Below are 26,912 nucleotides of genomic sequence, written 5' to 3'. Positions count from 1 at the left end.
TATTTCGATGTACAGATAGTTGTGTGTTCCATGCCTTCGTAAGCTAGACAACTATCTACTACTACTTATAAATAATCTCGCCACACATTAAGCTGTTCCCATGACGGATTTGACTCTAAATAGTGGAGCGCGTGATTAATTTCTCGTTCAGCTGCTTCTTTGGACGAAGAAACAGCAACAAGTGCTAATTTCGTACGCTGCCATACATTTTGATGGTCAATTTCCGCAATAGAAACGTTAAATTTCTGCTTTGTGCGGGTAATCATACGCTGTAAGACAGCACGCTTTTCCTTTAACGAATGGGCAGTTTGAATGATAAATTCAACCTCTGCATACACGATCATTAGGCGCGTTTAACCTCTTCCATAATATAGGCTTCAATAATGTCGCCTTCTTTAATATCATTGAAGTTTGTAATCGTAATACCACATTCGTATCCTTTTGCCACTTCTTTTACTTCATCTTTGAAGCGTTTAAGCGTATCTAGCTCACCTTCAAAAATAACGACGTTATCACGGATCACACGTACACCTGAATCACGTGTTACCTTTCCTTCTGTTACATATGAACCAGCAATTGTACCAACTTTTGATACTTTAATTGTTTGACGAACTTCTGCTTGACCAATAATTTTTTCTTCAAATTCAGGATCAAGCATACCTTTCATTGCTTGTTCAATTTCTTCAATTACTTTATAGATAATGCGGTGTAAGCGAATATCTACACCCTCTTCTTCTGCTGCACGTTTTGCGTTAACATCCGGACGTACATTAAATCCAATAACGATGGCATTAGAAGCTGCTGCAAGAGAAATATCAGATTCGGTAATAGCTCCAGCACCTGTATGAATAATTTTCACATTTACGCCTTCCACATCAATTTTCATTAGGGAGGCTGCCATAGCTTCAACAGTACCTTGAACGTCAGCTTTCACAATTAAGTTGAGCTCTTTCATTTCGCCTTGGCTCATTTGTTCAAATAAGTTATCAAGCGTTACACGTTGTTTTTCTGAACGTTGTGCTTGAATCGCTGACATTGCTCTTGTTTCTCCAACTTGACGTGCTGTTTTCTCGTCTTCAAAGACAACGAAACGGTCACCTGCTTGAGGTACATCATTTAAACCTGTAATTTCAACTGGAGTTGATGGGCCAGCTTCTTTTACTCGACGACCTTTGTCATTTACCATCGCACGTACACGACCATACGTATGACCTACAACGATTGGGTCACCTACTTTTAATGTTCCATCTTGTACTAAAAGTGTAGCAACAGAGCCACGACCTTTATCAAGCTGAGCTTCGATTACTGTTCCAAGTGCTAAACGTTCTGGATTTGCTTTAAGCTCGCCTACTTCAGCTACAAGTAAAATCATCTCTAACAATGTATCAATGCCTTCACCTTTTAACGCTGAAATTGGAACGAAAATTGTATCTCCACCCCATGCTTCAGGAACTAAGCCATGTTCTGTTAATTCTTGCATCACACGATCTGGATTTGCGGATGGTTTATCCATTTTATTCACAGCCACAATTATTGGTACTTCAGCAGCCTTGGCATGATTGATCGCTTCTACTGTTTGTGGCATAACACCATCATCAGCAGCTACAACTAAAATTGTTAAATCCGTTACTTTTGCACCACGCGCACGCATTGTTGTGAAAGCTGCATGTCCTGGTGTATCAAGGAATGTAATTTTCTTGTCGCCTTCTGTAACTTGGTATGCACCAATATGTTGTGTGATACCACCAGCTTCTCCTGCTGTTACTTTTGTATGGCGAATAGAGTCTAATAAAGTTGTTTTACCATGGTCAACGTGACCCATAATTGTTACAACTGGCGGACGTTCTGATAAATCTGCCTCGTTTACTTCTTCTGTTTGCTCGAAGTGTGTTTCTAAATCCGTAATATCTACACGAATTTCTTCTTCCACTTCTACACCGTAGTCTGCGCAAATTAATTCAATTGCATCCTTATCTAATTCTTGGTTAATTGTTGCCATTACGCCAAGCATGAATAATTTTTTAATGATTTCAGATGGCTCACGGTGTAATTTTTTTGCTAATTCTGCAACTGATAATGATTCAACAAAAGTAATTTTTTCTGGAAGTTCCTTTTGTTTCACTGGAATTGATGGTTGATGCGTTTTTGGATGGCGACGTTTGCCTCCATGAATCCCTGGTTTTGGACGTTGGTTGTAACCACCGCCACCTCTACGATTATTATTGTTATTATTATTATTTTGTGTCATATTTCTATTTTGATTACCTTTTGTATTCTTAGATTTTTCGTTAGACGAATTTGAGTTTTGCTGTGCATGTTGTTGATTGTTTACTTTTGGCTTAGAAGTAGCAGATTGCTGCCTTTGTCCTTCTTGCTTTTTCACCGAATGCTGTGGTTTTTGCTGGCCATTTGATTGAGGTTTTTGTGCCATGTTTTGAGTTGATTGTTTTGCTACATTTTTCTCAGGTGTTGCTTTAAATGTTTGATTTAACTTTGCCACAGCGTCTTTTTCCAACATAGACATATGGTTTGTTACACTCACATTTAATTTACTTAGTGCTTCAATAACCTCTTTACTCGTTTTATTCACTTGCTTCGCATATTCATGAACTCTGATTTTGGTCATCTGCTCACCCCCGATTAGTTTTCGTTGAGTAGACTAGACAATTTACTTGCAAAACCTTTATCGGTAATAGCTAAAGCCACACGGGCCTCCTTACCTGTAGCATGTCCTAGATCATATCGATCTCCAATTACATGATACTCAACGTTGTAGTACGTGCACTTATCTTGAATTTTTTTACTAGAGTTTTTAGAAGCATCGTTTGCAAGCAGTACTAGTTTAGCATTGCCATTGCGGACTTCCTTTACTACTAACTCTTCTCCTGAAATCACCTTACGTGCTCTTGCTGCGATTCCAAGCAAATTAAATATTGCTTGATTTATCATAAAATTGACTCCCTACGAATCAGCAAAATAAGTTCCTCGTATATTTCTTCAGGAATTTTCACATCAAGTTGGTGCCCTAATACATTTTTCTTACGCGCGAGGTCAACTGCCTGCTCTGATTTAGAGACATAGGCACCACGCCCAGGCTTTTTCCCGGAGACATCTACACTTACTTCGCCCTCTTTCGAACGAACAACACGTATCATCTCTTTCTTTGGTAGCATTTCTCCAGTTGCTACACATTTACGAAGAGGTACTTTTTTGTTTACAGCCATAAGAATCACCATTCCTCTCTGAAGCTTGTCGTAAGAGGTGGACAAGTCATGCTCTACTTGACGCTCTGACAGTATTCAGTCGGCGTAGGGGGCCCACTGAATACTGTCAGCTAACTTGTCACACGGGCTTTCTTACTTATTCTTCGTCGTCTTGATATAAGTCAACTGCTACATCATCAAAATCACTTTCTTCATCATGAGCAGGGATGAAAGTGCTTGTAGCCGAAGGATAAATACCTAATTCACGAGCATCAGTCTCACTCTTAATATCAATTTTCCAGCCAGTAAGCTTCGCTGCTAGACGAGCATTTTGCCCACGTTTACCGATAGCTAGAGATAATTGATAGTCTGGTACAACGACTGTTGTCGACTTTTCTTCTTCATTCACTTGTACATCTAATACTTTTGATGGGCTTAATGCATTAGCTACAAATACAACTGGGTCTTCAGACCATTCTACGATATCAATTTTTTCACCATTTAGTTCATTGACAATTGTTTGTACACGAGCTCCCTTTGCCCCAACACATGAACCAACTGGATCCACTTCCTCATTATGAGCGAAAACAGAAATTTTAGAGCGATCTCCAGCTTCACGTGCAATTGATTTAATCTCTACAATACCCTCATAAATTTCAGGTACTTCCATCTCAAATAATCGACGTAATAAACCAGGATGTGTACGAGACACAATCACTTGAGGTCCACGAGTTGTACGTTCCACTTTTGTAATATACACTTTAATACGATCATGTGGATGATAAGATTCACCTTGGATTTGTTCATTTACAGGCAATGCCGCTTCTACTTTCCCTAAACCTACATAGATATTACGAGCATCTAAACGTTCAACAACGCCAGTTACGATATCATCTTCACGGTCTACGTACTGCTCATAAATTAAACCTCGTTCCGCTTCACGTACGCGTTGTGTAACTACTTGCTTTGCTGTTTGTGCAGCAATGCGTCCAAAGTTACGTGGTGTTACTTCCTGCTCCACGATATCCTCTAGCTGATAGGCTGGATTAATGACTTTTGCATCTTCTAAAGAAATTTGCAAACGATCATCTTCTACCTCTTCCACAACATCTTTACGTGAAAATACACGAATTGAGCCCTTATCTAAATTTAAGTCTACTCGAACATTTTGTGCTTGGTTAAAGTTGCGTTTGTAAGCTGTAACTAATGCCGCTTCAATGGCTTCGATTAACACATCTCTTGAAATTCCTTTTTGTTCTTCTAGCGCATTCAGCGCATCTAACAAATCACTACTCATTTTGTTTTCACTCCTAAATATGCTTTATGCAGAAAAATCGATGGCAAGTCGTGCCAATGCGATTTTTTCTTGTTCAATTGTTACTGTTATTTTACGTGTTTTAATACGCACTTCCATCACTAATGTATGTTCATCGTATGACGTTAAGTAGCCTTGGAATTCCTTCATGTCCTTGATGGGCTCATAGGTTTTTACATAAATAAACTTGCCAACTGCTTTGACAAAATCCGTATCTTTTTTTAATGGACGTTCCGCTCCAGGCGAAGAAACTTCTAAATAATAGTTTTGTGTAATTGGATCTTTTTCATCCAATAACAAGCTTAGTCGTTCACTCACTTGAGCACATTGATCTATGTCAATTCCACCCTCAGGTGTATCAACATAGACACGTAAAAACCAGTTTCGTCCTTCTTTTACGAACTCAATATCCACTAGCTCAAGATTTAACTCATCCACAATTGGTTTAGCGAGCTCTTCAATTAAAGATGGTACTTTGCTCATTATTTCCTCCTGTATTTATCAAATTCTAGCGTATGAATTGTTCATCACTATCAGGTTAACGCAGTAATGAACCATAATAAAACAGAAATTCCACCAGTTGCTTTGGTGAAATTTTACGGTCTTACCTGCTGTTAGTCAAAATTTGTTTTGCTACGGTTAAACAACAGAAAAGAGCGGGTATGCCCCACTCTTTTGCTGGAAAAATATCAACAAATTATTACCATTAGAATAGCACAGTTCTCGACACAATGCAAATTTCCTTCATTATAGATAACCATATTGTGTCAGGAATTTGAATTTACATTGTGACCTTTCCATGCAAAACAATTGTAATACTAGAATAGCGATAACTGATTAGCATCAGGCATGCCTTCTAAACAACCAAGCTGGTCCATGTATTCGATAAGCGTTTTGGAAACACGACCACGTTGCTGTAAATCTTCCTTGGATAAAAACTCTCCCTCTTCACGAGCAGCTACGATCGTTTTCGCCACGTTGGTTCCAAGACCCGGAATTGCATCGAACGGAGGGATTAGTGAATTGCCATCAATGACAAACTCACTAGCTTGGGAACGATATAGGTCAACCTTTTGGAAACTCATACCTCGCTCACACATTTCTAATGCAAGCTCCAGCACCGTTAATAAGTTTTTCTCTTTAGTGGATGCATCTAAGCCTTTCATATTGATTTCATCAATCCGTGCTCGAATCATTTGCGATCCTTGCACCATTGCAATTAAATCAAAATCATCTGCTCGAACTGTGAAATACGCTGCATAATAAAGGATTGGAAAATGTACCTTGAACCAGGCAATTCGTACTGCCATTAGCACATATGCTGCGGCATGGGCTTTCGGGAACATGTATTTTATCTTTTTACAAGATTCAATATACCAACCTGGTACTTTATTGGCGAGCATCTCGGCTTCAAATTCTTCTGATAATCCCTTCCCTTTACGAACAGATTCCATAATTTTGAAGGCTAGTGACGGCTCTAGACCTTGATAAATTAAATACACCATAATGTCATCACGACAACCAATTACTTCTTTTAGCACACATGTACCGTTTTGAATTAATTCTTGTGCATTCCCTAGCCATACGTCTGTTCCATGGGAAAGTCCAGAAATTTGTACAAGCTCCGAGAATGTCGAAGGCTTCGTATCTTCTAGCATTTGACGTACAAAACGCGTACCGAATTCTGGTATACCTAGTGTCCCTGTCTTACAGCCAATTTGCTTTTCTGTAACACCTAAAGATTCAGGAGAACTAAAAATTTTCATGACGACAGGATCATCGGTCGGAATTGTTTTAGGATCGATTCCCGATAAATCCTGTAACATTCTGATCACCGTTGGATCATCGTGTCCAAGTATATCTAGCTTTAAAATATTGTCATGAATAGAGTGGAAATCAAAATGGGTTGTACGCCATTCTGCATCCTGCGCATCTGCAGGGAATTGCACTGGAGAAAAATCATAAATGTCCATATAATCTGGAACAACAATAATTCCTCCAGGGTGTTGCCCAGTTGTACGTTTTACTCCTGTACAGCCTTGAACTAAACGATCAACTTCTGCTCCACGAAAATGTAAATTATGATCATTTGCATAGCCTTTCACATAGCCATATGCTGTTTTCTCCGCAACTGTACCGATTGTTCCAGCACGGAATACATAATCCTCACCAAATAGCACCTTTGTATAGTTGTGCGCTTGAGGCTGATATTCACCCGAAAAATTTAAATCGATATCTGGTACCTTATCACCTTTGAATCCAAGGAAGGTTTCAAATGGTATGTCTTGTCCATCTTTTTTATAAGGTGTTCCACATTTTGTACAGTCTTTATTTGGTAAATCGAAGCCTGAGCTGACAGATCCATCATCGAAAAACTCAGAATGTTTACAACTAGGACAAATATAGTGAGGAGGTAATGGGTTAACCTCTGTGATTTCCATAAAAGTGGCTACTAATGAGGAACCCACCGAACCACGTGACCCTACTAAATAGCCATCAGCTAATGATTTTTTCACTAGCTTGGCAGAAATTAAATAAATTACACCAAAACCGTGTCCCAAAATCGATTTTAACTCTTTTTCAATTCGAGCTTTCACAATTTCCGGTAACTCCTCACCATAAATACGATGGGCCATTTCATAAGTTAAATTGGTTACTTCATCATCGGAGCCCTCAATTTTTGGTGTATATAGGTCATCCTTAATCGGTTTAACGTCCCCAATACTTGCTGCTACTTTTTGAGCATTCGTCACAACCACTTCTTTTGCAAGGTCCGGTCCTAAAAAATCAAATTCTTTCAGCATTTCATCAGTTGTTCTAAAATGGACTTCTGGCAGCTTAGAACGATTTAAAATGTTTGCTCCACCTTGTGAACCAATAAGTATTTGCCTAAACATCCCATCTGTCGGATCTAAATAATGAACATTTCCAGTTGCAACAACAGGTTTATCTAGCTTCTTCCCGAGTTTAACAAGTTTACGGATAATATCTTCTAATGTCCATTCATCACGTACAACATTGCGTTCGATTAATGGTGCATATACAGCCTTCGGTTGCACCTCAATATAATCATAAAAACGAGCGACTTTCTCTGCTTCCTCTGGAGACTTATTCATCATTGTTTCGAATACTTCACCATTACTGCAACCTGATCCAACTAATAAACCCTCACGATATTGTTCAAGCACAGCACGTGTCACCCGAGGAACACGATAGAATGTTTTTGTATGAGAGTGGGAGACGATTTTAAATAAGTTTTTTAAGCCTGCATTATCAACTGCTAAAATTGTACAATGCATAGGTCTACCTTTTTTATAGGCATCCCCACCACCAATATGCTTATTGAAGTCATCATGGTATTTAATAGCTAGCTCATCAGCATCCTTTAATAGCTGCAGGAGTAGAAATCCTGTCGCCTCTGTATCATAAATTGCTCGGTGATGCTGTGTTAATTCAATATTGAATTTTTTACACAGTGTATTCAAGCGATGGTTTTTCATTGTAGGATAAAGCAATCTTGCTAGCTCTAATGTATCAATGACAGGATGGACTGTGTCTTCAAGACCAAATTTTTTATAGCCTGTATATAGGAAGCCAATATCAAATGATGCGTTATGAGCGACAACGATTGCATCTCCAATAAAGGCATGAAATTCTTTAATGACCTGCTCTACCTCTGGTGCATTTCGAACCATATCATCCGTAATACCTGTTAATTCAATGGTAGTAGCCGAAAGTGGATGATGTGGATTTGCAAAACTTTCATATTTATCAATAACTTGTCCATCTTTAATTTTAACTGCAGCCAATTCAATAATGGTATCATATGCAGTTGATAGCCCTGTCGTTTCTACGTCAAAAACAACATACGTTGTGTCTGCCAATAAACGATGCTCTGGAGCATAGGCAATTGGTACACCATCATCAACTAAATTTGCTTCCAGACCATAAATAATCTTAATGCCATGTTTTTTGCCCGCTGCATATGCTTCAGGGAAAGATTGCACCACCGCATGATCTGTAATAGCTATTGCTGGATGCCCCCACTTTGCAGCTTGAGCAACAAGCCGATCAACAGGTGTAACAGCGTCCATTTGGCTCATTGGTGTATGCAAATGTAACTCAACACGCTTTTCACCCTCTGGTGCTAAATCTTGTCGTGTTTCTTTTTTGATTTCATTAATATCATTCGCCATAACGATTAAATCACGAATAAACGTATCAGTTTGCACAGAGCCTCGAACTTTAACCCACATGCCCTTTTTCAGATGTTGCATTAATTCAGCATCATCATTGTCACGAGAAAACATTTTAACAATGATGGAATCTGTATAGTCGGTAATTTTGATTTGTAATAAGGAGCGTCCACTTTTTAATTCTTTTATTTCCGTATCAAAGACAAATCCTTCAATAATAACACGGCGTTCTTCTTCAACAATCCGTTTAATTTCCATGATTTCATCATCTTTAATATGCATCCCAAGTTGGAATGGACGGTCGCCAAGGTTGGCCAGTGCCGGATTGTCTTTCTTCTCTTGCTCACGCTTTTGGAAATCTTGCATCGCTTGCTGTGCCAGAGCTACTTCTTCCAGACGTTTCTGCTCCATAAATGCTTCCTGTGCCGCTATCATTTCTTCCGTTTCTTCTTGTAGCACAAAGTCGATTGCCATACGAGGGAAACCAAATTGACCATAGCTTTCTGCTAGTTTGTCCGCATACTTCGTTTTGAGCATCATAAATTCCATTTCCTGCATACAGGATAAAGTCATTTTTTGGCCGTTCCATGTTGGTATTTGAGTGATGAGACAATTTTTAAGCGTTGGAGCCATCTCATCAATTTGTTCCACAACATTTAGCCAGTACGCTTGCACCAGTTCCTCTGTGACATTTTTTTCTAATGTTTCAAATGTCGTATTAACTTGTGCTATCGTTGAAAATTTCTCTGTCAAATGCGTACGGAAAAGCTGATATAACGGAAACGGTAATATATCCTTTAACTTAATTGTGAAATGCCAAAGTCTATCCTTTTTATGAACTGTCAGGCGTGATAGTTCACCTTCCTCAAAAAATGACATATATACATCATCTGTTAACTCTAGTTGTTGCAAGAGCATTCGAAGTCTCATTCTTGCCTCTTGTTGCTGTTCCAATCTAATGACACCTACTTTCAGAAAGAGGCAATTTCTTTAGCCTCATGTTCTAATTCGTCTCAAACGCATGATGAATTCAAGAAAAAAATTCGCTCCCACACTGCGGGCGCTCTTCAAGTTTAACAGATATTTTACCATCTGTTGTTGCTTGCTTGGCTCACTGTCCCGCAGAAGTGTCGCGAATTATTTATATCTATCTTATCAAAATTATACGAAAGCCTCTATTAAAAGCATCAAATTCTAATTATCACCAATTTTTAGCTCGTCATTAATTTTTACGGAAAAATTCATTCAGACGATCAATTACTTCTTCTTTTTTCCATTCAAATGTTTCACCCGTTTGACGGAATTTCACTTCTACAATACCTTCTGTTGCTTTTTTACCAACAGTTACTCGAACAGGTAAGCCAATTAAATCAGCATCAGCAAATTTTACACCCGCTCGTTCAGGACGATCATCTAGTAACACATCATAACGGTATGATTTTAATAAGCCATAAAGCTCCTCCGCTAATGTCACTTGTGCCTCATCTTTTGTGTTTACTGGCACAACATGAATATCATATGGCGCTAATTGTGTTGGCCATGTAAAGCCATTGTCATCTTGGAAGTGCTCCGCTACAGCAGCTAGAATACGAGAAACACCAATACCATAGCACCCCATAATAAATGGTTGAGCCTTACCTTGCTCATCTAAGAAAGTACCATTCATTTTAGCAGAGTATGTAGTACCTAATTTGAAAATATGACCAACCTCGATACCTTCTGCAAACTTAATGTTACCTTGTCCATCAGGAGAAGGATCTCCCTCTTGAATAAAACGAATATCTAAATAGTCGTTAACTGCAAAATCACGCTCAGGGTTAACATTGACTAAATGGAATCCATCTTCGTTGGCACCTGCAATACCATTACGGATAGATTTAATAGCATGGTCTGCTACTACTTTTACGTCTACCGGTAATTTCACTGGACCAATTGAGCCAACGCCACAACCTAATAATTCTTGAATCGCTGCTTCACTTGCAAGTTCCACAGATCCTGCATCAAGTGCATTTTTCAATTTGATATCATTAATTTCATGATCCCCACGTGAAAGCACTACTACAAGCTCTCCATCTACATCAAAAACTAGAGATTTGATGACATTAGCAGGTTCTACTTTTAAGAATGCTGAAACATCTTCAATTGTTTTTTGCTCTGGAGTTGCTACTTTTTCTACATCTTTTAAAGCTTCATCAGATGGTTGATAGTCAACAATTACTTCAGCCATTTCGATATTTGCTGCATAATCAGAAGTATCTGAGTACGCAATTGTATCTTCCCCAATTTCAGAAAGGACCATAAATTCATGTGTTCCTTTACCGCCAATCGAACCTGCATCTGCAATAACAGCACGGTAGTTTAAGCCGAGACGGGAGAAAATATTAGAATAAGCACGATACATATCTTCATATGTTTCATCTAAACTTTCACGTGACGCATGGAAAGAATAAGCATCTTTCATGATAAATTCTCTTCCTCGTAGTAAGCCAAAGCGAGGACGTTTTTCATCACGGAATTTGGTTTGAATTTGATACAATGTTAGCGGTAATTTTTTATATGATTTAATTTCATCACGGACTAAAGTTGTAATGACTTCTTCATGTGTTGGCCCTAATGCAAAATCACGGTCATGTCGGTCTTTTAAGCGCATTAATTCAGGTCCGTATTTTTCCCAGCGACCTGATTCCTGCCATAGCTCAGCAGATTGTAGAGATGGCATTAGTAGCTCAATGGAGTTGATAGCTTCCATTTCTTCTCGGATAATTGTTTCAATTTTTGTTAGCACACGTTTTGCAAGCGGTAAATACGAGTATACCCCACTTGTATTTTGACGAATAAACCCTGCACGTAGTAATTGCTTATGTGACTTTACCTCAGCATCAGCAGGTACTTCACGTAACGTTGGGATAAATGTTTTACTTTGCTTCATTCAGTGTTCCACCTTTTTCAATAGATAAGTTTATACTCTCAATAGCATAAACAAATTTAGCTTTGAGCGCAATGTTTCATCGAAATTGCGCTCAAAGCTAGGAAATCAAATTTCATTTAACTGTAAATGAATTAAAAGAAAAATCTTTGTATATCGTTCCATGTAACAACCACCATTAGAATCATGAGTAGGACGATTCCTACAAAATGTACAATACCTTCTTTTTGACGGTCAATTGGTTTACCACGTAAAGCTTCAAAGCCAAAGAATAATAAACGGCCTCCGTCAAGTGCTGGTAATGGAAGTAGGTTCATAATTCCTAAGTTAATACTTAGCATTGCTGCCCAATTCATTAAGTTCATAATACCATACTGGGCAACTTGCTCTGTTGCTTTATAAATACCTACAGGACCTGAAAGTGCGTCTATTGTGAACTTACCGGTAATTAGCATACCTAATAGTTCAAATATTTTCACTGTCATATTATAGGTTTCTTGAGCTCCATAAACAACTGCCTTTAATGGGTTAAATTCTCTTGGACTTTCATAGCGTACACCTATTTGACCATATTTCTCGCCATCCTGCTGGATTTCCTTAACAGTCATATTTAAGTTCACTGATTGTCCATTTCGTTCAACTGTCACAGCAATATCTTCGTTTGGATGATCTTGAACGATTGCAGCTAAATCTTGCCATTTTTCAACTGCTTGTCCGTTAATAGCTGTTACTCTATCTCCTGCCAGCATCCCTGCCTGTGCAGCTGGATCATTCTCTACTACTTCTGTGATAATTGGCTCGTATGTTGGTACACCATGGATCAATCCAATCACTAAATAAATCACAAACGCGAGAATAAAGTTAAACAAAGGGCCTGCAAAGATAGTCATTGCTCGTTGACCAACTGTCTTTGCATTAAATTGACGATCGTGTGGCGCAATGACAAGTTCACGACCATTTTCCACAAGCACACAGTCTCTAGCTACTTGATAACGAACTAGACGTTCTTCTTCATCATAACCCTCTACAAATAACTCCTTCTCTAAATCGGCGCGTTCAACTTCTAAAAATAATAAATCTGGTAACTGCTTATTATTTTGATTGAAAATAATTTTTTTAACAACATTATCTTCATTCACAATAAGCCCTATTCGGTAGCCTGGCTGTAATTCTGTGCCATCCATATCCTCGCCGGCCATACGTACGTATCCCCCGATTGGTAATAATCGAAGAGTATACATTGTTTCACCATGCGTTTTTCCATAAATTTTGGGACCCATTCCGATCGCAAATTCACGTACTAAGATACCTGCACGTTTGGCAAATAAGAAATGTCCAAGTTCATGGAAGAAGACGAGCATACCAAATATTAATATAAATGCAATGGCTGTTTGCATAATACCCCACCTTTAATAGCGATTAGTTAACGATACAGCGCTTTCGTTATTTTACCATGTCTAACACTATTTTTCTTGTCTCACTATCCACATGTAATATGGTTTGTAAATCTGGTACTGCAATGTTTTGGTGTGCCTGCATCACACGTTCAATCGTCTCATCAATTTCAAGGAATGTGATTTTCCCTTGTAAAAAGGCTGCAACTGCCGCTTCGTTTGCTGCATTCATTGCTGTCAGAATCGTACCACCCATACGACCAGCCTCATACGCTAAACGCAAAGCAGGGTATCGCTCAAAGTCCATCTCTTGAAAATGTAGTTGACCAATTTGTGCTAAATTTAGTCGCTGACCATTTTGTAATGGTATACGGTCTGGGTAGCTTAAAGCATATTGGATTGGCACACGCATATCGGGTGTACCTAGCTGAGCAATAACACTAGTATCATGATACTCAACTAGAGAGTGAATAATACTTTCTCTATGCAAAAGTACATCTATTTTATCATAAGGCATATCAAATAAAACATGTGCTTCGATGACTTCTAATCCCTTATTCATCATTGTAGCGGAATCTATCGTAATCTTAGCACCCATAGACCAGTTTGGATGATTCAGTGCATCTGCGACCGTCACGTGTTTTAATTGTTCTCGTGTTTTATCACGGAAGCTACCACCAGAAGCGGTAATAATCAAACGTTCGATATTTTTCGGATTCTCACCATTCATCGATTGGAAGATGGCAGAGTGCTCACTATCTACAGGCAAGATGGCTACTTTGTATTTTTTGGCCTCTGCCATCACTAAATGACCAGCAGTTACAAGCGTTTCTTTATTAGCAATAGCAATCGTTTTGCCCATACGAATGGCTGCTAATGTTGATTCAAGGCCTACACTTCCAAGCACAGCATTGACAAGTACAGTCGAATCTGGATGTGTTGCGACCTCTACAAGTCCTTTTGCTCCAAACGTAAATTGGATATTTGGAAACTCTTTAGCTAGTGTTAGTGCGTCTTCTTCTAATTGCACAGAAACTAATTCGGGCTTTAATGTTTCAATCATTTCTCGCGTTTTCTCTAGGTTCTTTCCTGATGAAAAAGCTACTAATTGAAAAGCATCACGTTGTTCTTTTAAGATATCGTAGGTTTGCCAACCAATTGAACCAGTTGCACCTAATAAACTAATTTTTTTCACAACAAATTGTCCCCTTTTTCTATCTAAGCAAATGATTTAGCAAAATGTCTTTTTAATTACCAAATAAATGCAAAAAATGAAGTAGAGGCACGACAAATAATAGACTATCAAAACGATCTAAAATTCCTCCATGCCCTGGTAAAATATTGCCTGAATCTTTTACATCAAAGTGACGTTTAATAGCAGATTCTACCAAATCTCCCATTTGACCAATAATTGAGGCAAAAATCGTTACAAAAACAAGTGATATATAACCATTTGCGAATGGGTAAATGAGTTGCATACCTACTGCAAAAATAACAGCAATGACTATTCCACCTATAAAGCCTTCGATCGTTTTCTTAGGTGAAATTTCTGGCCATAACTTATTTTTCCCTAATTTTCTACCTACAAAATATGCACCTGAATCCGTTGTCCAAACAACTAATAAGCAATAGACAACATACTCTAATCCAACATTTCTAGTTTCAATTAGATAATGGAATCCTAATCCCACATAAAATGCGCCTAATAAAATAAAGCCAACTTCGTCAAAAGTAATTTTATTTTTTACTAAAACCACGTAAATAAGAAGTAGCATCATTAGACCATAGACTACCATTAGATTAGACGAATAGCCTATTAATTCTACAACCCTTTCACTCCAGTCCTTCGGGATAACCAGTAAAATTAAAGTGATCAGTCCTAAGAAGCCAGGCACAGATAAGATGGAAATCCCTTTCATCTTAAGTATTTCATAAAAACCGACAATAGCCATTGCTAGCACAAGTAAGGCAAATGGTACTTTTCCATAAATAACGAATGGGATAAAAAGTGCTGCTGCAATTATTGCGGTAATAATTCTTTGTTTCAAGTTGTTTCTTCTCCCTTCAACCCACCGTAACGGCGATTACGTTTCTGATAGTTTTCCACCGCTTCGAGTAAGTTTTCCTCACTAAAATCTGGCCACAATGTATCTGTAAACCAAAATTCTGTATAGGCGAGCTGCCATAGCATAAAGTTACTTAATCGCACTTCACCACTTGTACGAATTAAAAGATCTGGTTCAGGTAAATGGGCCGTCATTAAATGAGATGTTAAGCAATCTTCTGTTATGTCTTGCATCGTTAATTGACCGTCCTGCACTTTTTGAAGCATCATTTTCATGGCATTGACCATTTCAGAACGACTACCATAATTCAGCGCAAAATTTAAAATAAGCCCTGTATTATGCTTCGTTTCTTCCATTGCCTCATACAACGCTTTTTGTGTATGGGCAGGTAATAAAGATGGGTCTCCAATCATTTCGACACGTACATTACGCTCCATCATTTCTGGTAAAAAGGAACCTAAAAACTCAACAGGTAGCCGCATAAGAAAATCTACCTCAGGTTTTGGTCTCTTCCAATTTTCAGTGGAAAATGCATAGACAGTTAAGACTTTAATACCCAAGTCTGATGCAAATCTCGTCACCTTACGCACCGTCTTCATTCCTTCATGATGACCAGCCACACGTGGCATAGCTCTTTTCTTCGCCCAACGTCCATTTCCGTCCATAATAATCGCTACATGGGCAGGAATCGGCTCGCTTTTAGCTAGGGCCACACGCTCCTCCAATGATAGTGTATCCATATTTATTTGTTTACCTAATAGCTTTTTAAACATGCTAACTCCCCCACTACAACTAATCGGACGTATACTAACCTATCATAACAAACAAAAGCGCCTTTTGTCTTTTTTTTCCCTCTAAATTGACTATGTATGTACTAGCTTATTTTAGAACTATACACATATTAAAGAATGAGTTTGTTAAATAATGATGATTGTATCATTAATGACCTTTTCACATTCATACATGCTCTCTATTTGAGTAAGCAATTTGGCTATGAATAATAAAGAGAAAAGACGTCCTGTTAAGTATAGGACGCCTTCATCTCATCAAAAAGTTCCATCATAGACGTGTAAAAGGTTTATTTACACCTCTAAAATTTCTTTTTCTTTATCTTTCGCTACTTGATCTACTTTCACAATGAATTCATCTGTTAACTTTTGAATATCTTCTCCATAGCCACGTAGATCGTCTTCTGTGATTTCGCCAGCTTTTTCAAGTTTTTTCAAATCATCATTTGCATCACGACGAACATTACGTACAGCAATTTTTGCATCTTCCGCTTCTTTTTTCACTTGTTTTACTAGATCCTTACGACGCTCTTCTGTTAAAGCAGGAATCATAAGACGAATGACAGAACCATCATTTGTTGGTGTGATACCAATATCTGATTTCATAATTGCTTTTTCAATATCACCTAAAATAGATTTATCGTAAGGTGTAATTACTAATAAACGAGCTTCAGGTATAGAAACACCCGCAAGTTGGTTAATTGGTGTTGCTGCTCCATAGTAATCAACCGAAATACGATCTAATAGAGATGCGTTCGCACGACCTGCACGAATAGATGCTAGTTCGCGTGAGAAAGCTGCGATTGTTTTGTTCATTTTTTCTTTAGCTTGTTCTAAAACTTGTTTAGCCATTATACATTCCTCCTAACAACTGTTCCGATTTTTTCGCCTTGTACAGCACGTTTAATGTTACCCGGCTCCGTAATTGAGAAAACAATTAGCGGGATATCGTTATCCATACATAAAGTTGAAGCCGTTGAATCCATTACTTGTAAGCCTTGTTGGATAACGTCTAAGTATGTGAGTGTATCATATTTAATGGCTGTCTCATCCACTTTAGGATCCGCTGAATAAACGCCATCGACATTGTTTTTAGCCATTAAAATTGCATCAGCATCAATTTCTGCTGCTCGTAATGCGGCAGTCGTATCAGTAGAGAAGAATGGATTACCTGTCCCTGCTGCAAAGATAACGACACGCTTTTTCTCAAGATGTCTAACTGCTTTACGACGAATGTATGGCTCCGCTACTTGAGTCATCACAATAGAAGATTGAACACGTGTTTCAATGCCTAATTTTTCAAGTGCATCTTGTAAAGCTAGGGAGTTCATTACGGTTGCCAGCATGCCCATGTAGTCCGCAGCAGCACGATCCATTCCCATTTCACTACCTATTTTCCCACGCCATATATTACCGCCACCTACAACAACAGCAACTTCTACATCAAGATCTACTACTTCTTTTACTTCTTCTGCAACAGACTTGATTATTTTTGGTGATAAACCGAAGCCCGCTTCTCCAGCTAACGCTTCACCACTTAGTTTAATAACTACTCGTTTATATTGCGGTACACTCATTGTAAACCTCCGTAAGACTTTATTTAAAACATCCCTATTCCCTTTTCCATTATAGTATATCTAACAATAATTGCTAGTTGTGAATAAGGCAGAATAGAAAATTATCTTCATTTTTTCATTCACTTCGGAAAAATAGGGAACACGCTATGTTGTGTTCCCCATTTTTTTGTCTAGATAATCTAGATATTATTTGATTAGAATCAAATGCAAGCTAAATTAGTTACCTTTAACTTGGCTCATTACTTCTTCTGCAAAGTTATCTTCACGTTTTTCGATACCTTCACCAACAGCGTAACGTACAAAGCCGTTTACAGAACCACCAGTTGAAGCTACAAAATCACGTACTTTTTGATCTGAGTTTTTAACGAAAGTTTGGTCAAGTAAGCAAACATCTTCGAAATATTTACCAAGACGGCCTTCAACCATTTTTGCAACGATGTTTTCTGGTTTACCTTCGTTAAGAGCTTGTTCAGTTAATACTTTACGCTCACGTTCAACTTCCTCAGCAGAAACTTCATCACGAGAAACATAAGTTGGGTTAATTGCTGCAATGTGCATAGCAACATCTTTAGCAGCTGCTGCATCAGTAGAGCCTTCTAAAGTTACTAATACACCGATACGGCCGCCCATGTGTAAGTATGAACCGAATGCATCTGCATCAGTTTTTGTTTTAACTTCGAAACGACGAAGTGTAATTTTTTCTCCAATTGTTGCAATAGCAGTTGAGATTTGATCTACAATTTTTACGCCTTCAGCATTTGCAAGCTCTAAAGCAGCTTCAACTGATGCAGGTTTAGCAGCAAGTAATTGCTCAGCTAAAGATGCAACTAATACTTGGAATTTATCGTTTTTCGCAACAAAGTCAGTTTCAGCGTTTACTTCAAGGATGATTGCTTCGTTACCTTGTTCTAAAATATAAGTTGTACCTTCTGCAGCGATACGGTCAGCTTTTTTAGCAGCTGAAGAAAGACCTTTTTCACGTAGGAAATCGATTGCAGCTTCTAAGTCGCCATCAGTTTGTACTAACGCTTTTTTACAATCCATCATTCCAGCGCCAGTTTTTTCGCGTAATTCTTTTACTAATTGTGCAGTAATGTTTGCCATTTAGTGTTTCCTCCTCAAATTGGTTGAACATAATTTAATGATAGGTTCTAAAAAAGGTGATAAGGGTTTTGAGCCACTTATCACCTTTTTGTAAACGTGAATTACTCAGCAGCAGCTTCTACAGCTGGAGCTTCTTCTTCACCTTGTTTTGACTCGATTAAAGCGTCAGCCATTTTAGCAGTTAAAAGTTTAACAGCGCGAATAGCATCATCATTAGCAGGGATTACGTAGTCGATTTCATCTGGATCACAGTTAGTATCAACAATACCTACTAGAGGGATGTTTAATTTACGAGCTTCTGCAACCGCAATACGTTCTTTACGTGGGTCAACCACGAACATTACGTCTGGAAGATCGTGCATATCACGGATACCGCCTAAGAATTTGATTAGACGTTCGTGTTCTTTTTTAAGTTGGATTACTTCTTTTTTAGGAAGAACTTCGAAAGTTCCTTCTTCTTCCATTTTTTCGATTTGTTTCATACGTGCAACACGTTTTTGAATTGTACCGAAGTTTGTAAGAGTACCACCTAACCAACGTTGGTTGATGTAGTAGTTGCCTGAACGTTCAGCTTCATCTTTGATCGCTTCTTGTGCTTGTTTTTTCGTACCAACGAAAAGAACTTTACCACCGTCTTGACCAACTTGACGCATGAAGTCATAAGCTTCCTCTAATTTTTTTACAGTTTTTTGTAAGTCGATGATGTAGATCCCGTTACGTTCAACGAAGATATATTTCTTCATTTTTGGGTTCCAACGACGAGTTTGGTGACCGAAATGTACACCAGCTTCAAGTAATTGTTTCATAGAAATTACTGACATGTGAATTTCCTCCTAATATGTTTGGTTTTTATCCTCCGCATTTATCATCTACAACAAGCTACCCTAATCTTAGAGCACCACTTACTGCATCAAAATGCGTGTGTAGTAATAACACCATTTGCAACTATATCATAGCTTTGAACGATTCGCAACAATTTAGTGATGGAATTTCAGTAAAAGCTCGATTTCTGTTTTACCCTTTTGCAGTTGTTTCGCTATTTCCTCTGGTGATTTTCCCTGTTTTGCTAATTCTAGAGCCTGTTGTTCCACTGTCAGCAATTTTTCAGCTTCTTTTTGCTCCTCCACTTTTAGAGGTGGAGCTGTTTTCACCATTTTCGAGCTTGTATGTTGCTGACGTGAATAAGCATTTGCGACAATATTTTTAGGTACATAGATACGTGCATCTTTCTCTAAAGATAGAGAACTATCACTTTTCACCTCGTGTACTACAGGCAAAGTTGGCTGCTCCTGAGGTGTCATATATTGTTCCGTTTGCAGCAAGCTACTAGCAGCTATTTCCGACTGTGAGACACTTTGTAGCTCTTTAATAAGACGGTCATTTTCATCTTTCATTTCAGCTAAATACACACTAATGGTGTCGTCCATTTCTCTCATTAAACGTTCTTGCTTCTTTTCCAAATCTTTAAACTTTGCTAACTTTGTATTTAAAATAATAAGAAAGTAAAATGAAATTAGCTGTAAAAAGAATAGCACCGCTATTAGAATGGTTGTCATTGTAAACTCCTATCCACTAAAATCCACGAAATTCCCTTTAAACGGATGTTGTGCCTGTTTTTCTTGTTGATCCTTTTTTTTCTTTTTATGAATCCCTGTTAAATACTCACCACCTGCATCTTCATCCTCACTAATTTCATCCATACCTTCTGATGTGTTGACAATTTTTTGTTTGCGCTCTACTTCTTTTTTTAATGCTTCATTTGCATGTGCTTGTTGAGCCAATACTTGCTGCTGTGCCTGATCAACCATTTTTCCTGCTTCAAATGTTTTTGGAATAGCAATCTGTAACTCGACACCTTTTAAACTCATTGGAATCTCTCCCTCAAGGATATTTACGCATTAATCATTTCACTAGATAATAGCTTTCGTAGCTTTAATAGCGCTTTTGAATGAATTTGTGAAATACGAGAGGTTGATAGTTCAAGCATTTCACCAATTTCTGTCAAGGTTAACTCCTCCGTGTAAAATAAACTAAGGACAAGCTGTTCTTTTTCATTGAGTTTCTGAATATTTTCCGCAAGATCATCTAACAATTCTGATTTAATGATAGTTTGCTCAGGTGTTTTTGTTGTATCGTCTCGTATGACAAATGACTTGCCATCTGTTTCTTCTTGGTCCTGTTGTTCATTAATAGAAAGAACATTTGAAAAAAAATGCTCTTGCACAGTTTGATAGACATCTTCAACAGATACTTCCATATGCTCCGCAAGTTCCTCAGGTGTTACATGACGCATATATTTTTGTTCTAGTTGTTCAATTTGTGCATCTAATTTTTTGGCTTTTTCACGCGCTGACCGTGGTAACCAGTCTTCTTTTCGTAAACCATCGATGATGGCTCCTCTTACTCTAAACGAAGCATATGTATCAAATTTTAAATCTCTGTTAATGTCAAATTTATTTAATGCATCAAAAAGTCCTACCATCCCTAAGCTCGTTAAATCGTCTCGTGATACGCTTTTTGGCAGACCTGCACCAATACGTTGGACATGATAAGATACTAAAGAAATGTATTTTTTTATAAGTAAATCACCAGCATCGGGATCACGCTCATGTATCCAGCGATTCCACAGTTTTTGCTCATCGTTCAGAATTGGTTGTGTCATGAAATCCACCTCTCTAAAAAACGCTTTTTCACGCCTGTTTACTAACGACTACTTGCGCTCTTAAAATTTATCATTCAACAGGATTTCTCAGTTGTTTTTTATAAAAATCCACATTTTAAGCTAATCTAGACGTGAGCCTGAATTGTTAAAGCCCGATAAGCAGTTGCCATCTTTCCTATATTATAACAAGAATCGACTATAATTTCATTTGTTTCTCTTAGTCTCTAATATATTCCTTTGTTTTTGAAAGACATAGAAAAACTGTATCCTAATTGTGTAATGACACTTGGATACAGTTAGATATGATTATGCTTTTACTAAGAAGCTACTGAATTCTTTTGATATAGTTTTAGCACTACTGTAGAGCAAAGAACAAATTAAACAAAAGAGCAATAATACCCAATATAAAAAACCACTCTTTATCAATAAATTATGCTTTAAATCGAACTAGAGACAAAGTTTCCATTGAATATAGTTGCCTTACGTAGAGATCTTCGAGCAATTGCTTCAGCAGAGCAAGAAGCCTCCACAAAAACCATATTTGCACTATCTCCCACTTTTGGCCATGTTTGCTCACCTGCTTGATTGAGTGGGGTTTTTCCCCCTGTAATAAATTGAAGGGTTTGGGCTAATGAGCGTTCATCTCCCCAACCTGAGCTTTTTGCCAAACGACCAGCTCGTTCTAATAAATCTCCGTTACCAAATGGGGACCAAACATCAAAGATATTGTCACACCCAATTGCAACGGGTACTCCTTTACTGTGTAATAAACCAACAGGTGGAAACTTTCTACGCAGAGGGACACTCGTCACAATCGTAATACCTGCATCACGTAAGATGTCCGCCATTTCTTCTGCCTCAGAGTGTGAAACATCTCCTAGCCCAAAGGCATGGCTAATGGCTACTTTGCCTTGTAAACCAGCTTCCTTTGTTAATTTGGCTAATCTCTTCATTGTAAAAGTACCTAATTGATCTGGGTCATGCAAATGCAAGTCAATCCCTGCGTTTCCTTCAACAGCGAGTTCCACCATTTGTTGTAAGGAAGCCTCAATATCTCCATCCACAGTAGCTGGATCGACACCTCCTACAAATCCTGCCCCAAAACGTAGAGCCTCCCTTATTAAATTGGTTGCCTTTGTTCGTAATAGACCATGTTGAGGAAAGGCAACGATTTCATAAGACAACTTTCCTTCAAAATTTTGTAAAGCTTTTTGAACCTCTTCTAAATTTTTCAACCCTACCTCAGGATATAAATCCACATGCGTACGTACATGTGTAACTCCAAACTGGACATAACGACTAAGTAGTTTCTCAGCGCGTTGTTGCGTAGTTGTATGTAAGGTTGGAAGTACCTCTTTTTCAATTTCACAACGTTCAAAAATATTATTCACTGGTGTGACTGCCCGCCATTTGTCGCTCAACAGAGTTTTATCCAAATGACAATGTTTTTCTATAAATGAAGGTAGTGCTAATAGCTGTTTCATATCTTTTTTTGGATAATCATCATCTAATAATAGGCTATCAGCAGAAACTATTTCTGCAATTTTCCCATCTTTAATGAATAGATGAGAACAAGCCGAGTTCGTTTTAGTAATCGTGTCGTTTTCAAAGTGATAATCTGTTTCAAGACGTACATTTGTTAACCAAAAAGTAGAATTCATTTCAGATTTATCCTTTCTTCTTCAAAAATTAAAGCTCACCCGCAACTATTTTCCCTGTAAAGAGCACCGCCACTCTTCTTGCTCTTCTTGCAACTGCTTCTGCTGAGCAAGTTGCATCTACAAACACGACATTCGCCATATCTCCAATTTTCGGCCATTGGGGCTGTCCATCCTTGTTTAAAGGTGTTATGCCTCCAGCAATATACTTTAGACTTTGACTAAGTGAACGTTCATCACTTAAGCCAAAGCGTTCAGCTAGCGTGCCTAGTTTTTCTAGGCTGTCACCTATACCAAACGGGGACCAGTGATCTGTAATACTATCTTCACCCAAAGAGATTTGAACACCTTTTTGATCTAATAACGGAATAGGAATGGTATGATCCAATGGAACAGACGAAGTAATGTCAATACCGTGATGAGCTAGTAACGCTGCCACTTCACTTGCTTCATTAGTTGAAACATCGGCTAAGGCCATGGCATGACTAATTGTCACTCGGCCATGCCAACCCGCTTCCTCCGTTAATGCAGCTAATCGTTTAAAGGTAAAAATACCAAGATGACCAGGATCATGGATATGCAAATCAACATTTGCATCAGCTTCTACCGCTAATTCCATCACCGTTTGTAAGGATTTTTCTATATTTTCATCAATCGATGCAGGGTCTACACCGCCTACTAGAGACGCTCCACTTCGCAAAGCTTCCCTTACTAAAGAAATGGATTTACTACGTAAGAGGCCATGTTGTGGGAAAGCGACAACCTCTAAATCAACTTTATCTTTGTAAGCCTCTTTAGCTCTTAAGACTGCTTCTAAATTTTTCAACCCAATAAATGGATCAATATTACAATGCGTACGAATAAGTGTTGATCCTGCATGTATAAGCAAATCTAGTAATTTTTTTGCTCGTTCCTCTGCAACAGGCAATAACCCTGGCAGTAGAATCTCTTCTTCTTTTAATCTTGTAATAAGACCTTCTGTGGGAATCGAAGGAGCCTTCCATGGTCCACCAAAATAGGTTTTATCTATATGAATATGCATATCTCTAAAAGAAGGGAGCATTAAGTAACCATGTGCATCTCGCTTAGGCAAATCAGTTTTTAAAGGCTGATCTACGCTAAGAATTTGGTTTATTTCACCACTTTCTACTTGTACATTAAAAAGAGCAGTTTTTGTTCCTATAACGACCCCATTATCGTAATGATATCCTGTTTCTAATCGTACATTTGTTAGCCAATACGCTGTTGGTATCATTGATTGAACCTCCCGAAATTTATTAAAGATTGATAGCTAGATGAACCATTTGAATGGCCCTCTCCTGATGGGGTAAAGAAAGTTCATGATAGATATAATCTTGACTAGGATTACTAGCATTAAAATAATAAACTGTAGAAATTTTAGAATAGTAAATGGCACTCAAACACATAGGACAAGGTTCTGTACTTGCATACATTTCACAACCTTCTAAATTGGTCGTTTTCAGTGCGTGACAAGCTTGACGGATTGCTTGAATCTCTGCATGATTCGTCAAATCATTGGTGATTGCAACCTCATTTACACCAGAGCCAATAATCTGTCCATTTTTAACTACAATTGCACCAAAAGGAGCACCATGTTTTGTTCTTTCATTTTCTTTAGCTAACTCAAGTGCTTGTTTCATAAAGTCATGAGATCTCATGTCGTTCCCCTCCTAGAAAAAGCGAAATTCTCTTTTCTTTTTATATATTGAAATGGTCCATTTATTGGAAATATGTTACTGCCAATACATCCTCCTGTGAAAAACTAAGCACTGCCGTCTGAGGTGTTTCTCCTACAAGACCAGTAAATGGTGCCATAATCAATATCTTTTCAGTTGATAAATTCCCCGGACAAGCTACATTTTTATATTTTGGAGTTTTTAGATCTAAAGCTATTTCCTTTGTATAAATATGCTAACATGAGGACTATATATATGAATAATATAAAAATAATTAATTTCACTTAAGTTTTTCGTATACTACAAACTCCAAAGCCAAAATAAAAAAGAGTCGTTAGTCACGACTCTTACTTTTACGCATTTACTTGTTGATCTTCTTCTCGATTCATCATCGTTCTTACTACTTGTGCAATTTCCTCGGAATTTTCATCTTGAAATTCAACCGTGGAATTAGCTATTGGCACTTCTTGTTTTACGCCTTCTATTGATTCAAGTTCCTTTTCTTCTATATCGACTTCAACCGCTTCCTCATCTTCCTCTGGTGTAAACAAGATGTAAGCAATTAGAAAACGTACAATAAACATTACAAAAAATGCGATGATTGCTACAATAAAAGAGCCAATCAGGATTCGCAAAGGCGTAAATGGTTTTTGAAATGTACTAAAAAAATAAATAGAAAAGGCAATTAATGCTCCCCATAGATTGTAAAATATAGAACCAAACATTAGATTTCACTCACTCCCTGGTTAACTGTTCGGATATGTAATATCGACGTTGCAGGATTAAATTCAATCGTTCTACCACTATTTCCACCAGTATCCTCGGCCACTAAAGGGATGCCCTGCCTCTTTAATTCATTTTTGACAGCTTCTACATTGCGGGGACCAATACGCATTGTATCTTTGTCGGAAGTAAATTGGAACATCTGCGCACCCCCTGCAATTTTTGCCTTGAGTTTAAATTTTTGAACGCCTTCTAACTTTAGTAAATCAATCATTGCAGCAATCCCTGAATCTGCAAATTTCGCGACATTGATTGACTCAGCTCTTCCTAAACTTGAATCTGGTAACATCACATGGATTAAACCAGCAATTTTTTTTGACTCATCATACAAAATAACACCAACACATGAACCAAGACCAGAAGTTCGAATCGTGTTAGGTAGCTTTACTACATCCATTTGTGCAATTCCCACTTTAATCACTTGTCCACTACTATTGGTTAACATATCACGAAACCCCTAATGCTTTAAAAATGGCATCAAACGAGTCAGGATCTGGTAGTAGGAAGAAATGGCCCCTCACCGTTTCATGGTCTTCCACACCTTCTTCAAAAATGGATGTATTTATCACAATAACATTATCACTGACATGAGATAATTCTATTAAACCAATGCTTATTATAGCTCCAAACATATCAACACTTAGACCTGGCACAGTTGGATAAATTTTTAAATTAGTAAAATCCGATAAGGCAGATAAATAGGAGCCCGATAAAATATTACCCATTTCTTGCATAGCTGATAAACCTAACTCTGAAACAGGTCGTTTTTTAAAGTCAAAAGAGTCATCGAAAATAAGCCGACGTATAAAGCGGTTTGCTTGTTCGATAGGTAATATAAAGAACATACTTCCCTCTGCATCACCTTCAATACGAAGGTAAATGCCAACAACTACGTTTTCTGATCCGCCAGCCAACTCCATCATATCGTTAAAGGACACCATCTCTACCTTTGGAACACGCATATCAATTTTTTTCCCAAGTAAATTGGAAAGTGCTGTCGCGGCATGCGCAGCACCGATGTTTCCAATCTCCTTTAATACATCTAAATGTAGTGATGTAATTTTTTGATTAAATGTCATTATCGATCCCTACTTTAGTGGATTTAATACTTTTTCTAAATGTAATAAGATTAATAATCGCTTCTCTACTTTAGCAACGCCTGAAATAAATTCTTCTTCAAGTGAGCCAACGACTTCTGGTTGCGGTTCAATAGCACTTGCTGGAATATCGATAACGTCGTTAGCGGAATCCACTACAAAGCCTACTTCCATATCTTCTAATGAAATAATAATAATGCGTGTTGTTTCTTCATGTTCAGAAATAGGTAATTCAAAACGTTCACGTAAATCCACAATTGGTGTGACAACACCTCGTAGATTGATTACACCTTTTACGTATTTCGCTGTTTTCGGTACACGAGTAATATGCATTAATTTCTCAATTCCTTGAACATGGGACACTGGAATTGCATATTCTTTATCTGCTAACTGAAAAACTATTACTTTAATACTTTCTTGCTCCACTGCATTTGTCATACTTTACA

26 protein-coding genes are annotated in these 26,912 nt (G+C 37.9%); all 26 read right to left on the bottom strand.

The genetic code is table 11. From position 1 onward, the window contains the following. Nucleotides 1-65 precede the first annotated feature (65 nt). The 26 genes from LBYS11_RS05225 to LBYS11_RS05100 all read right to left on the bottom strand — a co-directional run bounded on the left by LBYS11_RS05225 (nucleotide 66) and on the right by LBYS11_RS05100 (nucleotide 26,904). Complete coding sequence (locus LBYS11_RS05225) at nucleotides 66-344, bottom strand: DUF503 domain-containing protein (RefSeq protein WP_008178987.1); 279 nt, start codon at nucleotides 342-344, stop codon at nucleotides 66-68. Next, nucleotides 344-2,626: a translation initiation factor IF-2 gene (gene infB / locus LBYS11_RS05220; RefSeq protein ID WP_048391561.1), complete on the bottom strand. Its 2,283-nt coding sequence runs from the start codon at nucleotides 2,624-2,626 to the stop codon at nucleotides 344-346. The genes LBYS11_RS05225 and infB overlap by 1 nt, the downstream gene beginning before the upstream one ends. Nucleotides 2,627-2,640: 14 nt before the next feature. Further along, nucleotides 2,641-2,949, bottom strand: coding sequence for a YlxQ family RNA-binding protein (locus tag LBYS11_RS05215; RefSeq protein WP_004225011.1), 309 nt, complete (start codon nucleotides 2,947-2,949; stop codon nucleotides 2,641-2,643). Continuing rightward, nucleotides 2,946-3,224, bottom strand: a complete 279-nt coding sequence (rnpM, locus tag LBYS11_RS05210; protein WP_004269250.1) for an RNase P modulator RnpM — start codon at nucleotides 3,222-3,224, stop codon at nucleotides 2,946-2,948. Before rnpM ends, LBYS11_RS05215 begins: the two co-directional genes overlap by 4 nt. Nucleotides 3,225-3,360: 136 nt before the next feature. Beyond that, nucleotides 3,361-4,500, bottom strand: a complete 1,140-nt coding sequence (gene nusA, locus LBYS11_RS05205) for a transcription termination factor NusA (protein ID WP_048391564.1) — start codon at nucleotides 4,498-4,500, stop codon at nucleotides 3,361-3,363. Between the two features lie 24 nt (nucleotides 4,501-4,524). After that, entirely contained in the window at nucleotides 4,525-5,001 is a 477-nt protein-coding gene (gene rimP, locus LBYS11_RS05200; RefSeq protein ID WP_004269252.1) for a ribosome maturation factor RimP, read from the bottom strand. A gap of 335 nt (nucleotides 5,002-5,336) precedes the next feature. After that, nucleotides 5,337-9,668, bottom strand: a complete 4,332-nt coding sequence (locus tag LBYS11_RS05195) for a PolC-type DNA polymerase III (RefSeq protein ID WP_103117592.1) — start codon at nucleotides 9,666-9,668, stop codon at nucleotides 5,337-5,339. Nucleotides 9,669-9,936: 268 nt separating this feature from the next. After that, nucleotides 9,937-11,643, bottom strand: a complete 1,707-nt coding sequence (locus LBYS11_RS05190) for a proline--tRNA ligase (protein ID WP_048391566.1) — start codon at nucleotides 11,641-11,643, stop codon at nucleotides 9,937-9,939. A 131-nt stretch (nucleotides 11,644-11,774) separates the two neighbouring features. Beyond that, complete coding sequence (gene rseP / locus LBYS11_RS05185; protein WP_103117591.1) at nucleotides 11,775-13,037, bottom strand: RIP metalloprotease RseP; 1,263 nt, start codon at nucleotides 13,035-13,037, stop codon at nucleotides 11,775-11,777. A 46-nt stretch (nucleotides 13,038-13,083) separates the two neighbouring features. Beyond that, nucleotides 13,084-14,229 (bottom strand): 1-deoxy-D-xylulose-5-phosphate reductoisomerase, encoded by a 1,146-nt coding sequence (gene dxr / locus LBYS11_RS05180; protein WP_004269256.1) that lies wholly within the window; start codon nucleotides 14,227-14,229, stop codon nucleotides 13,084-13,086. Between the two features lie 52 nt (nucleotides 14,230-14,281). Continuing rightward, entirely contained in the window at nucleotides 14,282-15,082 is an 801-nt protein-coding gene (locus LBYS11_RS05175) for a phosphatidate cytidylyltransferase (RefSeq protein WP_048391571.1), read from the bottom strand. Next, complete coding sequence (locus tag LBYS11_RS05170; protein ID WP_004269258.1) at nucleotides 15,079-15,873, bottom strand: undecaprenyl pyrophosphate synthase; 795 nt, start codon at nucleotides 15,871-15,873, stop codon at nucleotides 15,079-15,081. The genes LBYS11_RS05175 and LBYS11_RS05170 overlap by 4 nt, the downstream gene beginning before the upstream one ends. Nucleotides 15,874-16,182: 309 nt before the next feature. Next, nucleotides 16,183-16,740: a ribosome recycling factor gene (gene frr / locus LBYS11_RS05165; RefSeq protein WP_004269259.1), complete on the bottom strand. Its 558-nt coding sequence runs from the start codon at nucleotides 16,738-16,740 to the stop codon at nucleotides 16,183-16,185. Beyond that, the gene (gene pyrH, locus LBYS11_RS05160; RefSeq protein ID WP_004269260.1) at nucleotides 16,740-17,465 is read right to left on the bottom strand and encodes a UMP kinase; all 726 of its coding nucleotides are present in this window, start codon (nucleotides 17,463-17,465) and stop codon (nucleotides 16,740-16,742) included. Before pyrH ends, frr begins: the two co-directional genes overlap by 1 nt. A gap of 216 nt (nucleotides 17,466-17,681) precedes the next feature. Beyond that, on the bottom strand, nucleotides 17,682-18,569 hold the full coding sequence (gene tsf / locus LBYS11_RS05155; protein WP_066037804.1) for a translation elongation factor Ts: 888 nt from the start codon (nucleotides 18,567-18,569) through the stop codon (nucleotides 17,682-17,684). 101 nt (nucleotides 18,570-18,670) lie between these two features. Next, a complete protein-coding gene (rpsB, locus tag LBYS11_RS05150) occupies nucleotides 18,671-19,390 on the bottom strand; it encodes a 30S ribosomal protein S2 (protein WP_004269262.1) in 720 nt (239 codons plus the stop codon). Nucleotides 19,391-19,546: 156 nt separating this feature from the next. Next, nucleotides 19,547-20,125, bottom strand: a complete 579-nt coding sequence (locus LBYS11_RS05145) for a hypothetical protein (RefSeq protein WP_054550526.1) — start codon at nucleotides 20,123-20,125, stop codon at nucleotides 19,547-19,549. Between the two features lie 9 nt (nucleotides 20,126-20,134). Beyond that, nucleotides 20,135-20,437, bottom strand: a complete 303-nt coding sequence (locus LBYS11_RS05140) for a hypothetical protein (protein WP_048391575.1) — start codon at nucleotides 20,435-20,437, stop codon at nucleotides 20,135-20,137. Between the two features lie 23 nt (nucleotides 20,438-20,460). Next, nucleotides 20,461-21,231, bottom strand: coding sequence for a FliA/WhiG family RNA polymerase sigma factor (locus LBYS11_RS05135; RefSeq protein ID WP_103117590.1), 771 nt, complete (start codon nucleotides 21,229-21,231; stop codon nucleotides 20,461-20,463). 437 nt (nucleotides 21,232-21,668) lie between these two features. Beyond that, a complete protein-coding gene (locus LBYS11_RS05130; RefSeq protein WP_103117589.1) occupies nucleotides 21,669-22,892 on the bottom strand; it encodes an amidohydrolase in 1,224 nt (407 codons plus the stop codon). 28 nt (nucleotides 22,893-22,920) lie between these two features. Then, entirely contained in the window at nucleotides 22,921-24,144 is a 1,224-nt protein-coding gene (locus LBYS11_RS05125; RefSeq protein ID WP_103117588.1) for an amidohydrolase, read from the bottom strand. A gap of 22 nt (nucleotides 24,145-24,166) precedes the next feature. Next, on the bottom strand, nucleotides 24,167-24,568 hold the full coding sequence (locus tag LBYS11_RS05120) for a nucleoside deaminase (RefSeq protein ID WP_054550523.1): 402 nt from the start codon (nucleotides 24,566-24,568) through the stop codon (nucleotides 24,167-24,169). Nucleotides 24,569-24,939: 371 nt separating this feature from the next. Continuing rightward, nucleotides 24,940-25,311: a hypothetical protein gene (locus LBYS11_RS05115; protein ID WP_054550522.1), complete on the bottom strand. Its 372-nt coding sequence runs from the start codon at nucleotides 25,309-25,311 to the stop codon at nucleotides 24,940-24,942. After that, entirely contained in the window at nucleotides 25,311-25,814 is a 504-nt protein-coding gene (locus LBYS11_RS05110) for a chemotaxis protein CheD (RefSeq protein WP_004269269.1), read from the bottom strand. The genes LBYS11_RS05115 and LBYS11_RS05110 overlap by 1 nt, the downstream gene beginning before the upstream one ends. Before the next feature lies 1 nt (nucleotide 25,815). Further along, entirely contained in the window at nucleotides 25,816-26,448 is a 633-nt protein-coding gene (locus LBYS11_RS05105; RefSeq protein ID WP_004269270.1) for a chemotaxis protein CheC, read from the bottom strand. Between the two features lie 9 nt (nucleotides 26,449-26,457). Then, complete coding sequence (locus LBYS11_RS05100; RefSeq protein ID WP_004269272.1) at nucleotides 26,458-26,904, bottom strand: chemotaxis protein CheW; 447 nt, start codon at nucleotides 26,902-26,904, stop codon at nucleotides 26,458-26,460. Nucleotides 26,905-26,912 lie beyond the last annotated feature (8 nt).

The sequence above is a fragment of the Lysinibacillus sp. YS11 genome, from assembly GCF_002896375.1.
GTDB lineage: Bacteria > Bacillota > Bacilli > Bacillales_A > Planococcaceae > Lysinibacillus > Lysinibacillus capsici.
Note: the sequence above shows the minus strand (reverse complement) of the source record. Positions and strands in the feature narration are given on the sequence as shown.

What these genes read in the sequence shown, in the direction of transcription:
- LBYS11_RS05100 (WP_004269272.1), bottom strand. Translation starts at nt 26,904, where the DNA reads ATGACAAATGCAGTGGAGCAAGAAAGTATTAAAGTAATAGTTTTTCAG.
- rseP (WP_103117591.1), bottom strand. Translation starts at nt 13,037, where the DNA reads ATGCAAACAGCCATTGCATTTATATTAATATTTGGTATGCTCGTCTTC.
- LBYS11_RS05215 (WP_004225011.1), bottom strand. Translation starts at nt 2,949, where the DNA reads ATGATAAATCAAGCAATATTTAATTTGCTTGGAATCGCAGCAAGAGCA.
- LBYS11_RS05130 (WP_103117589.1), bottom strand. Translation starts at nt 22,892, where the DNA reads ATGAATTCTACTTTTTGGTTAACAAATGTACGTCTTGAAACAGATTAT.
- LBYS11_RS05190 (WP_048391566.1), bottom strand. Translation starts at nt 11,643, where the DNA reads ATGAAGCAAAGTAAAACATTTATCCCAACGTTACGTGAAGTACCTGCT.
- nusA (WP_048391564.1), bottom strand. Translation starts at nt 4,500, where the DNA reads ATGAGTAGTGATTTGTTAGATGCGCTGAATGCGCTAGAAGAACAAAAA.
- rnpM (WP_004269250.1), bottom strand. Translation starts at nt 3,224, where the DNA reads ATGGCTGTAAACAAAAAAGTACCTCTTCGTAAATGTGTAGCAACTGGA.
- LBYS11_RS05145 (WP_054550526.1), bottom strand. Translation starts at nt 20,125, where the DNA reads ATGACAACCATTCTAATAGCGGTGCTATTCTTTTTACAGCTAATTTCA.
- LBYS11_RS05135 (WP_103117590.1), bottom strand. Translation starts at nt 21,231, where the DNA reads ATGACACAACCAATTCTGAACGATGAGCAAAAACTGTGGAATCGCTGG.
- tsf (WP_066037804.1), bottom strand. Translation starts at nt 18,569, where the DNA reads ATGGCAAACATTACTGCACAATTAGTAAAAGAATTACGCGAAAAAACT.
- rimP (WP_004269252.1), bottom strand. Translation starts at nt 5,001, where the DNA reads ATGAGCAAAGTACCATCTTTAATTGAAGAGCTCGCTAAACCAATTGTG.
- LBYS11_RS05225 (WP_008178987.1), bottom strand. Translation starts at nt 344, where the DNA reads ATGATCGTGTATGCAGAGGTTGAATTTATCATTCAAACTGCCCATTCG.
- LBYS11_RS05110 (WP_004269269.1), bottom strand. Translation starts at nt 25,814, where the DNA reads ATGTTAACCAATAGTAGTGGACAAGTGATTAAAGTGGGAATTGCACAA.
- LBYS11_RS05115 (WP_054550522.1), bottom strand. Translation starts at nt 25,311, where the DNA reads ATGTTTGGTTCTATATTTTACAATCTATGGGGAGCATTAATTGCCTTT.
- infB (WP_048391561.1), bottom strand. Translation starts at nt 2,626, where the DNA reads ATGACCAAAATCAGAGTTCATGAATATGCGAAGCAAGTGAATAAAACG.
- LBYS11_RS05170 (WP_004269258.1), bottom strand. Translation starts at nt 15,873, where the DNA reads ATGTTTAAAAAGCTATTAGGTAAACAAATAAATATGGATACACTATCA.
- LBYS11_RS05105 (WP_004269270.1), bottom strand. Translation starts at nt 26,448, where the DNA reads ATGACATTTAATCAAAAAATTACATCACTACATTTAGATGTATTAAAG.
- LBYS11_RS05120 (WP_054550523.1), bottom strand. Translation starts at nt 24,568, where the DNA reads ATGAGATCTCATGACTTTATGAAACAAGCACTTGAGTTAGCTAAAGAA.
- rpsB (WP_004269262.1), bottom strand. Translation starts at nt 19,390, where the DNA reads ATGTCAGTAATTTCTATGAAACAATTACTTGAAGCTGGTGTACATTTC.
- LBYS11_RS05125 (WP_103117588.1), bottom strand. Translation starts at nt 24,144, where the DNA reads ATGATACCAACAGCGTATTGGCTAACAAATGTACGATTAGAAACAGGA.
- LBYS11_RS05140 (WP_048391575.1), bottom strand. Translation starts at nt 20,437, where the DNA reads ATGAGTTTAAAAGGTGTCGAGTTACAGATTGCTATTCCAAAAACATTT.
- frr (WP_004269259.1), bottom strand. Translation starts at nt 16,740, where the DNA reads ATGGCTAAACAAGTTTTAGAACAAGCTAAAGAAAAAATGAACAAAACA.
- pyrH (WP_004269260.1), bottom strand. Translation starts at nt 17,465, where the DNA reads ATGAGTGTACCGCAATATAAACGAGTAGTTATTAAACTAAGTGGTGAA.